Below are 15,243 nucleotides of genomic sequence, written 5' to 3'. Positions count from 1 at the left end.
CTCCCATTTGGGTTTTGTTTTAATGATCAGTGGCGGCTGGGATGAGCAAAAAACCATTCGCCAGCTCGTCTTCCGGATTGTAAAAAATCGTATGTTTGCCCATCAGCCAGGCCGATCCTGCAATTCGGGTGATGACAGCAGGTAGCCCTCCTTCCTCCGTCACCTGTAGCACTCTTCCTGTAAACAGAGAACCGACGATACTCTCGTGCACAAACGGTTCGTCTATCCCGATCTCCCCTTTGGCAAACAAAGTCGCCAGCTTGGCGGAAGTGCCTGTTCCACATGGCGATCGGTCTATTCCGCCCGGCGGTACGACGACGGTATTTTTCACATCCGCTCCCGGATTGTCTGGAGCCGTATAGAACTCCACATGGGTCAGTCCGCGAATAAACGGCTTCGCTGGATGAACGATCTCCATCGCCTGATTAATCGCTTTTCGAATCGTAACGGCCGTATCGACAATGGTGGACGCATGGGCTGGCGTCAGTTCGAGATGGAGCTTGCGTGCATCGGTGATGGCATAAAAGTTTCCACCGTACGCAATATCGCAGGTCACCGCTCCAATCCCTTCTACTTCAACAGTCACATCTTTTTGATAAAGGAAGGCTGGAATGTTCACAAATGATACTTCCTTTGCTTTCCCTCCCTCTACCCGTATATCTACCTCGACCAATCCTGCTGGGGTATCGAGCGTTAGCCTTGTCAGCGGCTCCGTCACGGGGATCATGCCTGTCTCTACCAGAGCGGTACATAGACCGATCGTATCGTGGCCACACATCGGCAAGTATCCGCCTGTCTCGATATAGATCACTCCTACATCCGCATCTGGATGGCATGGATCAACGATCAAGGCCCCGGACATCACATCATGCCCGCGCGGCTCATACATCAAAAACGTGCGAATCCAGTCGTACTCGTCCTTCATCTGGAGCATTTTTTCTCCCATCGTGGTTCCGGTAAGCTTTGGCAGACCACTGATTACCGTGCGGGTAGGGTTTCCCCCGGTATGTGTGTCAATGGTGGTAAACACCCTCGTTGCTTTCATGGATGCAACACTCCTTTTTTCGTAAACCGGTCCAAGCGCAGCGGCTCTGTCGGAATGATGGTGTCTGTCTGATCGATCAGCATCTCGGACACCAGCTTGCCTGTGACGGCAGCCAGACTGATTCCATCTCCTTCATGACCAGCCGCGATAAAGTAACCGGGTACTTCCTCTACGCGAGAAATAATTGGCAAGTGATCCTCTGTCCACGGGCGCAAACCGCAATAGGTGCGGATGATGGCGAAGTCTGCGATCTTCGGGTAAAAGCGCAGTGCTCTTCTCGCCATGCATCTGATTACATTCAGATCAATCCGCGTGTCAAAGCCTGCAAACTGACGACTGGAGCCAATTAAGAAGTTCTGGCTTTCTGTCGGTTCAAAAACAAGCGCGACTCCGTACTTCTCTGTCTCCTCGTCTACTTGTCGCACGCCGCCAAACTTCGAGATGAGATAGCCGAACTCCATCACCTTTCGTACGCCGACAGGCATCTGTCTCGAGGCGACGATCAAATGCCCTTTGCGCGGAACAATCGGAATGTCCACCCCGACCATTTGGCCAATGACTGGCGCCCACACCCCCGCTGCGTTGACGACCTGCTTGGCTGTCATGCTGCCTGTACCAAGCCCGATGTGAAACGTTCCCGTCGCCTGATCACGTCTGAGCGACTTAACCTCTGTACGCCGCATAATCCTCGCTCCATGCTTTTTCGCTTCTTCAAACAGGGCAAAGGTCAGCATGTACGGATTGACGGTGGAATCGGTGGCGCACTCCAAGCCTCCCAGCAAGTCGTCTGCAAAGTAAGGCGACTCCTGCCGAATATCCGCCCTATCCAGCATCCGAAACGGCAATCCTGCTTCTTTTTGCCGTCGCACCCATTCATGAGCGGCTTCCATCTCAGCCTCAGATTCGCAGACGAGAATGCTCCCCGGTGCCCGATATTCAAACGTATGGCCCAGCTCCCGGCTTAGCTGATCAACGAGCATCTGGCTTTTCAGGGACATCTGACTGTCAAAGCCGGGGTCCTTGTCGATCGCCAAAATATTTCCGTCACAGCGCGAGGACGTCCCCGATGCCAGCTCGCCTTTTTCCAGGACAACGACATCCAATCCAGCCTTCGCAGCGTAATACGCAATCGCCGCGCCGATGATGCCACCGCCGATTACCGCAATCTGCGCATGGGTTTGTACTGTCATGCTGATTCTCCTCAAATGCGTATTCTGCTACTCTCTTACTTCTTTTTTGTTTTTGCAAAAGCCATGCCAATCGTTCCAAGCGAGATTCTCAAAATATTTCGTCTAAATTCTTTGACAACGAAAAGAGCGAATGTATAATAAATGAGAAAATGTTCAAAATTTTATACACTTGAACGACCTCTTTTAAAAGGGATGATCACGTTGAATCACAAACTTCCTGCCTTAACCGAGTTGATACAGACAAACATGCGGATTTTCAACGATCAAGAGCTTCTCCCTCCTCAGTTGGACGAAACCATTCCTGTATTTGCCCAGCGTCAAACCAACTGGTATGTCGCCGATTCCTCTCATTTCACCGCCCATTTGACGATCGATTGCACACAAGCCCCTTGGGAACCAGCTGCTGTGACGATACTGGATTCAACATTAGCCGATGCCATCCGTCTGCTAGCTACTCACAACTACCTCCTGATCGAAAAACAGCCTGGAGTCCCTGTCGGCTACCTTCATCGAGGTGCAGTCATGCAAGCCATTTTTTCCTCGTACGAGATCTTGGAAGCGTATTTCGAGACGATGATCAAAACCATGGATGCCTCCATATCGGTCATCGATGAAAAAGCGCGTGTGATGGTTTGGACAGAAGGCGCTGAACGAATCTTTTCCTTGAAAGCAAAAGAAACGATTGGTCGCCCGATCACCGAATTTTTCCCGCTCGAAATGCTCGAAACACTCAAATCTCTGCAAAGCGGACAGTCTCTCTACCGTCATCAGCATCAGCCACGTGAGGATCTCGTCGTGCTCATCAATACCAATCCGATCTATTTGCATGACAAAATCATCGGTGCTGTTGCGGCGGAAACCGACATCACGAGCCAAGTCCGACTGAACCAGGAGCTGTTGAACGCCAATAAAAAAGTGAATCACTTGCAACAAGAAATGGCGAAGCTCAGTCCGACGCCCGATCCATTTGCACAGATCAAGGGAACGAGCCTCCCCATTCGCCATATCAAGTCCATGATCCAAAAGCTCAGTGCTACACAAGCAACCGTCCTGATCACAGGGGAAAGCGGCGTCGGCAAGGAGCTTTTCGCCAAAGCCGTGCATGATGTGCGGGAAGGCTCCAATGCGCCCTTTATCGCCATCAACTGCGGCGCAATTTCGCCTACTTTGTTTGAAAGCGAGCTGTTCGGATACGAGAAAGGTGCCTTTTCTGGTGCGGATCAAAAAGGAAAAAAGGGAATGATTGAGCTGGCACGTGGAGGAACGCTGTTTCTCGACGAGGTAGGAGAAATGCCGCTCGATATGCAAGTGAAGCTACTTCGCGTGCTTCAAGAGAAAAAGTATTATTCGGTCGGAGGGACCAAGCAGATTGAGGCGGATTTCCGCGTGGTTGCCGCCACGAATAAAAATTTGGAGGAGGTAGTGAAGGAAGGGAAGTTTCGCCAAGACTTGTTCTATCGGCTCAATGTCGTGACGCTAAAAATTCCTCCACTTCGAGAACGCATTGAAGATACGATTGAGCTCGCCCACTTTTTTCTCTATGAATTCTCTTTACGTTACAACCGACCCATTCATGCCATCTCGCAAAATGTGATGCAAAACTTGCTTCAATATGACTGGCCAGGCAACATTCGCGAGCTGCGAAATGCCATTGAACGATTGGTAGTATTTGCGACAGACGGTATTATCAAAGAAGAAGATTTGCCGTATTCCTTGCAAGGTCAGACGAAACAGGTACCGATTGAGCTCCCGCCTGATCTCTTTTCCTTGCAAGAGGAAATCGAGGCACACGAGCGCCGTGTCATATTGCGCGCCATCGAGCTGGAAAACGGCAACAAGCAAGCCGCTGCGAAAAGACTTGGCATATCGCGGGCCACTCTGTATAACAAATTGGGGAAGTAAAAAAACGTTGTCCTTTAGCGGTTGTGCATGGGGAAGCCCTGCCACATGTTTTCCAGTCGCCTGTATCCTCTCTTCGTTCGGGCGGTCTCCTTCCAAACATGTAACAGGGCTTTCGAGCTGTTAGGTATTCTTCCAACTTTCAAACCGTTTTTGCGGCTCGTCAAGGTGGCTTTTCTGTACTAGCTGATCATCTTGAGTAATCGAAACATGATCGTGTAGCATTTTTGCTTCATTTTGAAGACTCAATGATCGCGAGTTGTTCATCTTCCTTCTTGGATCGACTTGCAATCATGTTTTACAAAAGCCGCGTAAGAAAAAGCGGATTTCCAGTCCAAGCGCCTCTGGAGCCCATCCCAGCGTAGGAATGAATGGCGGGGAATTTAAGCTTCACTTATGGAATACTTCTTCGAAACTTCTACGTTTGAAGCGCTCCCGCCATTCATTCCGGAGCGGACAGTCAATCCCCTTTGCAGGGCGTAGGCCGAAGCGTAGACTGGAAATACGCTTCTTCCCTCCACTACAGCCGCTTTTTACACAAAAACACACGCCAACGCAAACAAAAATCTGGAAACCTTCGCCCCTCTTTAGGCGGCAACACCTCAGACAAAATACGGATCAATTCCATGCTTGATACCTCCTTTGTCGTCGGGTATGTAAGCAGTGCACGAGGCCTACGCACCCAAATACGCCTTGACGATCGAATCGTCTGCCCTAAGAACGTCTGCCTTATTTTCCATGACGATTCGCCCTGTCTCCATTACATAGCCGCGATGAGCAAGCTTCAACGCTGCCTTGGCATTTTGTTCGATCAAAAGGATCGTCGTGCCTTGCCTGTTTATTTCCCTGATGATATTCATGATCTCAACCACAATAATCGGGGCGAGCCCCATCGACGGCTCATCTAGCATCAAGAGCTTTGGACGTGCCATGAGACCGCGACAGATTGCGAGCATTTGCTGCTCGCCTCCGCTTAGTGTTCCTCCCATTTGTTCACTCCGCTCCTTCAATCGGGGGAACAGCGTGAAAGCCTGCTCAATCCCCTCTGCGATAGCGGCCTTCTCTTTTCTCTGTGTAAAACCGCCTAGCTCCAAATTTTCACGCACGGTCAAACCAGCAAAAATCCGCCTGCCTTCTGGTACATGGATGATGCCTGCCTCGACAATTTGGTGAGGGGCCCAGCCCACGAGACTCTGTCCATGAAGCAAGACGTCTCCACGGCTTGGTCGAACGATTCCGGAAATCGTTTTGAGTGTTGTGCTTTTGCCCGCACCATTGCTGCCTAGCAGTGCGACAATCTCTCCTTCATGCACGTGCAGGTCGATGCCTTTAAGCGCTTCAATTTTACCGTAAAACGAATGAATGCCGCTGATTGTCAAAAGTGGTGTCATATCGCCTCGTCCTCCTTGCCCAGGTAGGCTTCTACAACACGCGGATTGCTGAGCACATCCTCGGGAGTTCCCTCTGCGATCTTCTGTCCGTAGTCGAGGACGATTACTTTTTCCGAGATTTTTTTGATCAACCCCATATCGTGCTCGATGATCAGCACTGTCAACTCGTAATGGGTGCGGATTCGCTTGATCAAAGCAATCAGGTCTTCCTTCTCCTCATAATTCAGCCCCGCAGCAGGCTCATCAAGCAGCAACACCCGCGGCTTGGTAGCTAAGGCCCGCGCGATCTCCAAATAACGCTGGGCGCCGTACGGCAAGTTTTTCGCAATGCGCCAGCAACTGTCTTCCATCCCCACGAAACGAAGGCAGTCCCTTGCCGTATCCTCGATCAACTGTTCCTCTCGGTGCTGTTCCCTAGTCTGCCATAGTGCTCCCCAGACGGTTTGGCTCGTGCGGCTGTGCATGCCTGATTTGACATTATCCAAGACCGTCAAATTCGGAAACAGCCGCAAGTTTTGAAACGTTCGCGCCATACCGAGCCGTGTGATTTGGCTTGGCTTTTTTCCCACGAGCTGGTTGCCTTCAAGAATGATCTGCCCCGCTGTCGGACGGTAAAATCCGGTGATCATGTTGAAGACGGATGTTTTCCCCGCTCCATTCGGGCCAATGAGACTGCTGATCGAGCCTGGGCTGATAGCAAAAGACAAGTCGTTTACCGCTGTCAGACCGCCGAATTTAAGCGTTACATTTTTCACTGTCAAGCTTGACGTCATTACCGCTGCCCCCTTCCGTAGCCTCCTTGGTCTCGCCGCGACTAGTGCCTCGTTTCATCTCATAACGGGCAGGCCACAGTCCTTGGGGGCGAAACAGCATCATGGCGACCAGCGCAGCACCGAAGATCAAATAGCGCCAATCTTCCACGGAACGCAGCAGCTCCGGCAAGGCAATGACCAGCACGGCGCCCAAGACGACACCGGGAATGCTGCCCAAGCCCCCCAGTACCACTGCCAAAAGAATCATGATGGACTGGGTAAAGCTAAAGCTGAGCGGCGCAATCGCACTCATTTTGACAGCAAAAACAGAACCAGCCAGACTCCCGATGACAGCTCCGATCGAATACGCCAACAGCTTCATATTAATCCGGTTAATGCCCATCGCCTCGGCAGCATCCTCGTCCTCACGAATATACATCCACGCCCTGCCGATGCGGGATGTGCCCAACCGTTTGACAGCCACCACCACCAAAACAGCAATGATCAAGATCAAATAGTAAAAATCGGTCTGGCCGCCAAGCACATAACTCCCAATAGAAGGACGCGGGATTCCGTAAATACCTGAAGCTGATCCGGTAATAGTAAGATTGATCGCTAAAATACGAATAATTTCCCCAAAACCGAGGGTGACGATTGCCAGGTAGTCACTGCGCAACCGAAGTGTCGGCGCTCCGATGATCACACCCACAATAGCCGCAAATGCCATGGACACAGGCAAGGTCAGCCAAAACGACCATTGATATACCGTCATCAGAATGCCTGTCGTATAAGCACCTACGGCAAAAAAGGCGGCGTAGCCCAAGTCGAGTAATCCAGCAAAACCGACTACCACATTTAGCCCCTGGGCCAAGACAACGTAGAACAAAGCAAGCGTCGCAACATCCAGCCAGTAGTTATTGGACAGAAACGGGAGTACGCACGCGACGGCGAGGAACAGGACAACAGCGATTTTTTTTCGAGATGGATTCATCCGCTACATCCTCTCTGTCACTTTCTCACCCATGATGCCCGTTGGCTTCAATACGAGAATCAAAATCAACAGGGAAAAGGCCACGACATCCTTCCATGAACCGCCGAACATAAATGTTCCGGCTGTCTCCATCATCCCAAGCAACAGCCCGCCCAGCATCGCTCCTGGAATGCTGCCAATCCCGCCCAAAACCGCTGCGGTAAACGCCTTGAGCCCAATGATAAAGCCCATCATGAAATTGACGGTTCCGTAATAAGCACCTGCCATCGTGCCCGCCCCTGCTGCCAACGAAGCACCGATGAAAAAGGTCAAGCCAATGACTTTATGCACATGGATACCCATTAGTTGACAAGCCGTCTGATCGAGCGCAATCGCCCGCATAGCCTTGCCGTACAGCGAGCGATTGATGAATAAATGCAAGCCCAGCATCAAAAGTGCCGAGATGATGACCAGTCCGATTTGGACATACGTGATTTTGGCCCCTAGAAGACTAATGCCGTCGTGAGAAAGCTGCAAAGGATACACCTGATACTGCGCCCCCCAAACAATCATCGAGCCATTTTCCAAAAAGAGAGAAACACCAATTGCCGTAATCAGGATAGAGAGTCGTGGAGCCAACAAGAGCGGCCGATATGCCACCCTCTCGATCCCCATCCCGATGACGCCGACAATCACCATCGTCAGCAATAAGACAAACAATATTCCCATCAAACCTGCTCCAGATGAATCTCCGCCAAGCACGCTGAGCAAGGTATAGCCAACAAATGCACCGAGCATGTAGAGATCGCCATGCGCGAAGTTGAGCAGCTTGATAATGCCAAAAACCATCGTATAGCCCAAAGCGATCAAACTGTAAAAGGCACCAATAACCAGTCCGTCCGCCAGTGTTTGGACGAGAATATCCATTCCTCCACCATCCTTACTTGAGGTAATGATTGACATATACCCTACTTCGCTAACGTGAACTTGCCACCCGTCACTTTCAAAACGGCGAAGTTGGAGGTATCCAGCGTATTTTGCGCATTGAACGAGATCGTTTGTCCGAGTGCCTTGAAATCTTTTGTTTCTTTGATTGCCTTTTTGATGGCGTCACGGTCAGTCGATTTCGCCCGTCCGATCGCATCTGCCAGCAGATTGACCGCATTGTAGCTCAACGCTGAGAAAGGACCCGGTGCCAAGTTATACGCCTGCTTGTAGGCAGAAGTGAACTCCTCTGCCCCCTCGATGAATTCCGCTGTAGGGGTCGCAGTAATCAAAAGACCTTCCGCATTGTCTGCGCCTGCAATCTTGATGACATCCTCACTGAATGAGCCATCGCCTGCGAGGAACAGACCCGATACACCTTTTTGTTTAAATTGCTTAACCATCAGTCCACCAGCCGCATAATAGCCAGTAAAATACGTCGCGTCCGGCTGGAGGCCTTTGATTTTTGTGACCAGCGCGCTGAAATCTTTTTCTTCGGGGTTGATCGCTTCGTACGCGATGACTGTGCCTCCGGATTTTTCAACGGATGCTTTGGCAAAATCGGCCAAATCTTTGGCGTAGGCAGAATTATCATGGATGAGTACGACTTTTTTCGCTTGGTTCGCTGCCATGTAATCTGCTGCGGTTTGAGCTTGATCTGGGGTTAGGCCATTAATCAAAAAGAGGGTGTCATAACCTTGCGCGGGCAATTTGGCTGAGTTGGCTGCGGGAACGATCATGGGAATGTTGGCATTTTTGAATACACCCGATGAAGGTAGTGTCGCACCTGAGCAGTAACCACCGATGACAGCCACTACGTTTTGGGAGACCAGCTTATTGGCTGCCGTCGCCGCTATTTGTGGATCGCAGCCATCATCAGCTACTTCGATCTTCAATTTTTTTCCAAGAACTCCACCGCTGTCGTTTATTTTTTTAACAGCCATTTCAATGGCGTTTTGCATGTCTTTTCCATCCGTTGCATTGTTACCAGTTACTGGTAAAACTACACCAACGAGTATTTCGCTAGCATCTGCGCCTCCAGTAGAAGCTCCTTGATTGGCACATCCCGCTACAGCAAGTGAAAGAGTCAACATCGCCGCGACCATCACACTTCCCCATTTTTTCATAGCCCATCCCCCATTCGAATATTATTCGATTGATGCCCATTTCCAGTCGATTGCGCCTAGACCATCCTGGAAGATTCCTTTTACCTTGTCATTCTTCACCCATGTATGCGTGTAGAAGTAGATCGGCATAATCGGCATTTCGTCCATCATGATTTGCTCGGCTTCACGCAAAATCGCCTTGCGTTTTTCTGGATCACTCTCGGTGGCGGACTGATTCAGCAGCTCTTTGAATCTCGGATTTTCCCAACGCGTATCATTGTTTCCTCCGTCCTTTTCCTTGAACAGCTCCAGGAAGTTGATCGGATCGTTGAAGTCACCCGACCAGCCGAGACGCCCGACCTGATAGTTACCCTCGTGCATGGTCTCGAGGTACACCTTCCATTCCTGATTTTCCAGCTTCACATCTGCACCAAGGTTTTGTCGCCATTGGTCCTGAATCGCTTCTGCGATCTTTTTATGTCCTTCCGATGTGTTGTAGCTAAGCTTGATCGGCGGCAGTTTAGAGATGCCCAGCTCTTTCATTCCTTCTTCTAACAGCTTTTTGGCCGTATCTTGATCATTGTCTTTGAAATAACCGCCCGTATTGAGTCCCATTGTCGGAGGAACTGCTGCCATCGCTGGCTGCTGATTCGCTTGGAGTACGTTGTCAATCAAGATTTGACGGTTAATGGCGTAGGCAAAAGCTTTACGAATCTTCACGTTATTGAACGGAAGTTTCTCTGTATTGAACTTGTACCAGTAGGTAGCACCGACAGGCTTCACTTGCAGCTTTCCGCTATCTTTAAGCGCTGGCATCGCATCTGTTGGCAGCGAGCTTAACGGACTGCCTGCCCAGTCAATCTCGCCGTTTTCGAACATGGACAGCTCTGTATTTTCATCCTCCACCATCGAGAACTCAATCTTGTCCAGCTTGACACTCTCTTTGTCCCAGTAGTTGTCGTTTTTCACGAGTATCATTTTGCTTTTGTGTTCCCAAGACTCCATCTTAAATGGACCATTCCCTACGTGTGTTTTGGCTTCTCCAGCCCATTTTTCATTGGCCTCGACTACTTTTTTATTTACCGGGAAATAAGTTTGGAAGGCGGTTAGCTCCAGAAAAAAGGGGGTTGGATTCGTCAACTCTACTTGAAGGGTCTTGTCATCCAATGCTTTTACGCCGACATCATCCAAGCTGCCGGTCCCTTTGTTCGCCTTCTCCGCATTCTTGATGTAATAGAGTTGATAGGCGTAATTGGACGCTGTCTTCGGATCGAGAGCTCGCTTCCACGCGTATTCGAAATCGTGGGCTGTTACTGATTCTCCGTTGCTCCATTTGGAGTCTCTCAGCTTGAAGGTATATGTTTTCATATCACTCGATACTTCAATTTTCTCGGCTACTGCTTCCTCTGGCTTGCCCGAAGGCCCGATGCGTGTCAGCCCATCAAAAACTGCTTTGACGATAGCTGCAGAAGTCGTGTCTTCCGCAAGTCCAGGATCACCTGTAGGAGGTTCGGAGTGAAGATTCCAGCGGAGGACTTGTGCTTTTGCTGATTCTTTCGCCGTGGCGGCAGGTGCTGGCTGCGTGCCCGACTGTCCACTCTGTGCCGCTTGCTCGGCTGGCTTCGCTACAGGCTGTCCGCCTCCACATCCTGCCAACGCTACTCCCATGACTGCTAGACTACTCATTACTGCCAACATGTTTTTTTTCATTTGATCAACCCCCATTGTTCAGTCGTTATGCACTTGTTTTCAGAATTATCAGAATGCAAAAGGTGTGCCAAAAAATGAATGCGGCTGTACCTTCGTTCTAGCCTTGGTTGTTGTAAACTTTTTTGTACACTGTATACCTTGTCGTGTTTCAAATCTTAGACACCGCTGTTAGACAAAAAAAGCCTCAGCCCATTTACTTGGCCAAGACTTTTGTCTCTCGATTTACAAAATGATCAATTCGCGCGGTGAATGTGTCAGCACCTCATTGCCACTCTCTGTGACAATCAGATCGTCTTCGATACGGACCCCACCAAGCTCTGGGATATAAATCCCCGGCTCTACGGTCAAAATCATGCCTTCTCGGAGGACAGTCGTGCAACGTGTGGACATAAATGGCTCCTCATGAATATCGAGACCCACTCCATGCCCCATCCCATGTCCAAATCGCTCGCCATAGCCGTGCTCCGTGATGTAGTCCCGTGCGAAGGCGTCAGCCTCTTTCCCGGTAATGCCAGGACGAATGCCTGCAACAGCCCGATTGCGTGCTTCCAAAACGATCTCGTAGATGGCTTTGAGCTGTTCATCAGGATTGCCAACAGCAACCGTACGGGTAATATCAGAGCGATACCCTTGGTACAATGCACCAAAATCCATCGTGACCATATCGCCCGCTTCAATCGTTTTTTCACTCGCTACGCCATGGGGAAGTGCGGAACGATAGCCAGAAGCAATAATGATGTCAAAAGCAGAACCCGATGCCCCTTCCTTTCGCATGAACATTTCCAATTCGTTTGACACCGCGAGCTCTGTGATACCAGGGCGCAGAAAAGAAGTAATATGGGAGAATGCCGCATCGGCAATTTGCGCAGCCGTTCGAATGATCGCCAGTTCTTCCTTTGTCTTTATCATCCGCAATCCTTCAATGACACCTGACGTCGGAATGAATGCTGTTTGGACCGCCTCACTGTATTTACGATGCAAGGCAAACGAGACATTCTCCTCCTCAAAGCCGAGATGGTTGATCCCCATCGCTTCCGCCTGGCGCGCTACTTCGCTGTAAATGGATTCTTTTGTCGGCAAATAAACGATCTCAAAGCCTGTTGCTTGTGCTTGCGCTTGGGCTGTGTAACGGAAATCTGTGAAGAGCTTGGCCTGGTCCCTTGAAATGAGGACAACTCCGTATGTACCTGTAAAGTTTGTGAGGTATCGGCGATTTTGTCCATTGGTGATCAACATCCCGTCAATCCCAAGTGAATCGAATTGCTCACGCAGTCTTGTTACTTTTTCCATCTCTGTCATCCCTCTTTTGTTTGTCATGATTGGGCTAGTTCTTTGAGAATATTCAGCAAGTATTGTGCCAGCCTGGACGATTTCAATCGCTTTCCCATGGCACGACACTTGCATTTTCATCAAGCAAGAATGAAAGGAGGCTTCATCATGGAATCGCATCTATTGATTATCTGCCGTTGTGAAGAAGTAACTCTCGCTGAATTGGAAGAAACCGCCCAAACCTACCAATGTACCGCACGCGAGCTCAAGCTACGGACCAGAGCCGGCATGGGCTGCTGCGGTGGTAGAACCTGCCGTACATTGATCGATCAGGTCATTCAGCAAGTAACTGGCCAAGCGCCTTCTCATACTGTACCTCTTGGGTACCAACCGCCTATCCGTCCTGTCTCATTTCAAACGCTTGGGGGACAACGTACATGAGTCAACGAATTGATCACCATCCGGTTCTCGGTTCACTCGGGGTTAGAAAGCAGCTTCCTTTTTATTATAACGGCTCTGTCTATACGGCTTACGAAGGCGAGACGATTGCGGGAGCCCTATTGGCCGCAGGTGTCCGTACGCTTCGGGTGCATGAGGAAAAAGGAACACCGCGAGGAATTTACTGCAATATCGGTCATTGCTATGAATGTCGCGTCCATGTAGACGGTGTCCCTACCGTGCGTGCTTGTATGACGCTTGTGCAGGAAGGCATGCGAGTGAATGCGGGTTCTGTCCTTCCTACTCCCTTGAAAAAAGGAGGGCATGGTGGATGATCGATCTTGTCATCATCGGGGCTGGACCCGCGGGCTTATCCGCAGCAATTGCAAGTGCCAAGCAGGGATTGGCTGTTCGTGTAGTTGATGAGTTTTATCGTCCTGGGGGCCGCTTGCTAGGACAGCTTCACGAAGAACCAGACGGTGTGTGGTGGAATGGGCTGGATGAGGCAGCCCGGCTCACGGAAGAAGCGATTGGGCTTGGCGTAGAGATCCGTTGCGGCGTTTCCGTCTTCCATTTGACCCAATCTCAAAATGGCTGGATTGTTTCTACCACAGTGGGGGAAATGATAGCCCCGTTGCTCCTGATCGCTACGGGGGCTTCTGAAGCAGCTGTACCCGTGCCAGGGTGGACGTTACCTGGCGTGATGTCCATCGGAGCTGCTCAAGTCATGACGAACGTGCAGCGCGTGCGAGTAGGACAACGCGGAGTTGTCATTGGAATCAATATCTTATCGGTGGCGATATCCCGTGAATTGCAGTTGGCTGGAGTTACGGTGGATCGAATGATTCTCCCACCTCGTACGACTGTCAGTGGCACTGCGGGGCAACCGCAAGCAGTGATGCAATCTTTATTGCGTGTCGCCCATCTTGCCCCTTCTCTGATGATTCGGCTGGGGAGTAAACTGATGGGAAATTCATGGATGCAAAAGCTGGCAGTGTCCCTCTACCCCTCCAACGGTTTTTCTATGTGGGACATCCCGATTCAACTGCGAACAGCAGCACTGGAAATCGTCGGAACCTTTCAAGTTGAGGGTGTCCGTATCGCCCGAGTTGCTGCCGATGGTTCACCAATAGCTGGAACCGAACAATTCATTCCAGCTGATTTCGTCTGTATCGCAGGCGGATTAAGTCCACTCGCTGAATTAGCGGCGATTGCCGGGTGCCCTTTTGCCTATGTTCCCTCCTTGGGTGGGCATGTCCCCTTACACAATGAAAGCATGCAAACACCAGTCCCCGGACTCTATGTTGCTGGCAATATCACGGGAATTGAAAGTGCCAAAGTAGCAATGGCTCAAGGTACAGTCGCGGGACTTTCTATCGCAAAAGCTCGGGGAAAGCTGAAGAATGAACAACCATTATCGGATGCCATTCAACAGGTGAAAATCGTCCGCCAAAACGCAACGATTCAGTTTCATCCAGACATTGTGGCCGGGCGAGCACTGGTAGGGCAAATGACTGCAGAATGGATTGCGCACTAATTCATTCATTTAATAGGGAAAAGGCAGCCTGTTATTCCTTCACGGCAGGCTGCCTTTGTTTTTTTGAATCTACAGGAAACGTACCGTCTCGTTTCTCTGCTTGTTCCCGATAGTAAGTAATGAGCTCAGGGTATTCCGCGATTTCTCTTTCCCCTGTCGGCGTGATCGAATACAGCCCTCGTTGCACACGGGTAAACCACCCATAATGATTTTGGATAAGAATCGACGAGGTTTTCTCCCCTGCCCCTTTACTCTTGAGTAATTTCGGCGATAACGGCCCATATTGCTGAAGCAACGTTGCAATTTGAATGCAGTTCTGCTTGTAGGCCGTCATGAGCTTGGTTTGATAACTGCCGCCAACATTGTAATCGCCGTATCTTCCCCGCATCTCTTCAATGATGCGGCTTCGCTTTTTTTGATTGAATTGCTTGCTTTTTACCCGATCAAACGGTCCAGGTGAAATATTCACTTCCATGACTGCGGGCCCTCTTTTTGGAAAGGACACAAGTATGAGACCGAGCTCGAGACGTCTAACCAAGTAGCATATATCTTGCCATTTTTTCGAAAACAATTTGTATTTGGGCTTCGGGATTGCCATATAAACAAAATCGGTGTAGCGTTGTCGCTTGGTGGCCTGTATGAGCAATTCCACACTTAGGTTGCGCTTAAACTCGACAATAATCAATTCCTCGCCTTTAATTGCAGTTAAATCACAATGCTTGACCTCGCCAAAAACGTCATATCCTTGCGCGACAAAATAATTCCGAATCGGTTCGTACATGTCAGCTTCATATTTTTTCTCTGCTTTTGGTTCCATGTGCTCCCCTTCTCTTATAGGAAAAAGAGCCAATCCAGTGGATTGACTCCTCTCTTCGTTATTCCTTCAAAACTGAATATGCATGATTGCTAAGAATGTGTGGATAAGTCCTCGACCGATTAGTATTCGTCAGCT

Annotated in this window: 14 protein-coding genes; 4 read left to right on the top strand and 10 right to left on the bottom strand. The window is 50.0% G+C overall.

The genetic code is table 11. The features are described from left to right. Positions 1-19: 19 nt before the first annotated feature. Both KB186_RS26805 and KB186_RS26800 read right to left on the bottom strand, forming a co-directional pair. A complete protein-coding gene (locus KB186_RS26805) occupies positions 20-1,045 on the bottom strand; it encodes a 4-hydroxyproline epimerase (RefSeq protein WP_173612050.1) in 1,026 nt (341 codons plus the stop codon). Next, positions 1,042-2,235 carry an NAD(P)/FAD-dependent oxidoreductase gene (locus KB186_RS26800; protein WP_221866715.1) on the bottom strand — a complete coding sequence of 398 codons (1,194 nt, stop codon included), beginning with the start codon at positions 2,233-2,235 and terminating at the stop codon, positions 1,042-1,044. The genes KB186_RS26805 and KB186_RS26800 overlap by 4 nt, the downstream gene beginning before the upstream one ends. A 141-nt stretch (positions 2,236-2,376) precedes the next feature. Between KB186_RS26800 and KB186_RS26795 the strand changes: the two genes are divergently transcribed. Continuing rightward, entirely contained in the window at positions 2,377-4,137 is a 1,761-nt protein-coding gene (locus tag KB186_RS26795; protein WP_221866716.1) for a sigma-54 interaction domain-containing protein, read from the top strand. 671 nt (positions 4,138-4,808) lie between these two features. On the opposite strand, the gene KB186_RS26790 is transcribed toward KB186_RS26795, so the two are convergent. From KB186_RS26790 to KB186_RS26760, 7 genes are all read right to left on the bottom strand, one after another. Further along, the gene (locus KB186_RS26790; RefSeq protein ID WP_232774731.1) at positions 4,809-5,525 is read right to left on the bottom strand and encodes an ABC transporter ATP-binding protein; all 717 of its coding nucleotides are present in this window, start codon (positions 5,523-5,525) and stop codon (positions 4,809-4,811) included. Continuing rightward, positions 5,522-6,298 carry an ABC transporter ATP-binding protein gene (locus KB186_RS26785; protein ID WP_173612056.1) on the bottom strand — a complete coding sequence of 259 codons (777 nt, stop codon included), beginning with the start codon at positions 6,296-6,298 and terminating at the stop codon, positions 5,522-5,524. The genes KB186_RS26790 and KB186_RS26785 overlap by 4 nt, the downstream gene beginning before the upstream one ends. Beyond that, positions 6,261-7,268: a branched-chain amino acid ABC transporter permease gene (locus KB186_RS26780; protein WP_232774730.1), complete on the bottom strand. Its 1,008-nt coding sequence runs from the start codon at positions 7,266-7,268 to the stop codon at positions 6,261-6,263. Before KB186_RS26780 ends, KB186_RS26785 begins: the two co-directional genes overlap by 38 nt. A 3-nt stretch (positions 7,269-7,271) precedes the next feature. Then, entirely contained in the window at positions 7,272-8,174 is a 903-nt protein-coding gene (locus tag KB186_RS26775) for a branched-chain amino acid ABC transporter permease (protein ID WP_232774729.1), read from the bottom strand. Positions 8,175-8,215: 41 nt separating this feature from the next. After that, positions 8,216-9,358: a branched-chain amino acid ABC transporter substrate-binding protein gene (locus tag KB186_RS26770; protein ID WP_232774728.1), complete on the bottom strand. Its 1,143-nt coding sequence runs from the start codon at positions 9,356-9,358 to the stop codon at positions 8,216-8,218. Positions 9,359-9,379: 21 nt separating this feature from the next. After that, a complete protein-coding gene (locus KB186_RS26765; RefSeq protein WP_232774727.1) occupies positions 9,380-11,047 on the bottom strand; it encodes a peptide ABC transporter substrate-binding protein in 1,668 nt (555 codons plus the stop codon). A gap of 222 nt (positions 11,048-11,269) precedes the next feature. Next, a complete protein-coding gene (locus tag KB186_RS26760) occupies positions 11,270-12,337 on the bottom strand; it encodes a M24 family metallopeptidase (RefSeq protein ID WP_232774726.1) in 1,068 nt (355 codons plus the stop codon). 147 nt (positions 12,338-12,484) lie between these two features. Between KB186_RS26760 and KB186_RS26755 the strand changes: the two genes are divergently transcribed. Genes KB186_RS26755 through KB186_RS26745 form a run of 3 tightly spaced genes read left to right on the top strand, consistent with a single transcriptional unit; the run spans position 12,485 to position 14,291 of the window. Next, positions 12,485-12,757: a (2Fe-2S)-binding protein gene (locus KB186_RS26755; RefSeq protein ID WP_173612062.1), complete on the top strand. Its 273-nt coding sequence runs from the start codon at positions 12,485-12,487 to the stop codon at positions 12,755-12,757. Further along, on the top strand, positions 12,754-13,089 hold the full coding sequence (locus tag KB186_RS26750; RefSeq protein ID WP_232774725.1) for a (2Fe-2S)-binding protein: 336 nt from the start codon (positions 12,754-12,756) through the stop codon (positions 13,087-13,089). Before KB186_RS26755 ends, KB186_RS26750 begins: the two co-directional genes overlap by 4 nt. After that, the gene (locus tag KB186_RS26745; protein ID WP_232774724.1) at positions 13,086-14,291 is read left to right on the top strand and encodes an NAD(P)/FAD-dependent oxidoreductase; all 1,206 of its coding nucleotides are present in this window, start codon (positions 13,086-13,088) and stop codon (positions 14,289-14,291) included. Before KB186_RS26750 ends, KB186_RS26745 begins: the two co-directional genes overlap by 4 nt. Before the next feature lie 31 nt (positions 14,292-14,322). Here the strand turns inward: KB186_RS26745 and KB186_RS26740 are convergent, their stop codons facing one another. Further along, complete coding sequence (locus tag KB186_RS26740) at positions 14,323-15,108, bottom strand: DUF2161 domain-containing phosphodiesterase (protein ID WP_221866724.1); 786 nt, start codon at positions 15,106-15,108, stop codon at positions 14,323-14,325. Positions 15,109-15,243: the final 135 nt, after the last annotated feature.

The sequence above is a fragment of the Brevibacillus sp. AF8 genome (assembly GCF_021270385.1).
Lineage (GTDB): Bacteria > Bacillota > Bacilli > Brevibacillales > Brevibacillaceae > Brevibacillus.
The sequence above is the reverse complement of the archived record's forward strand: the minus strand, read 5'-3'. Positions and strand labels throughout refer to the sequence as shown.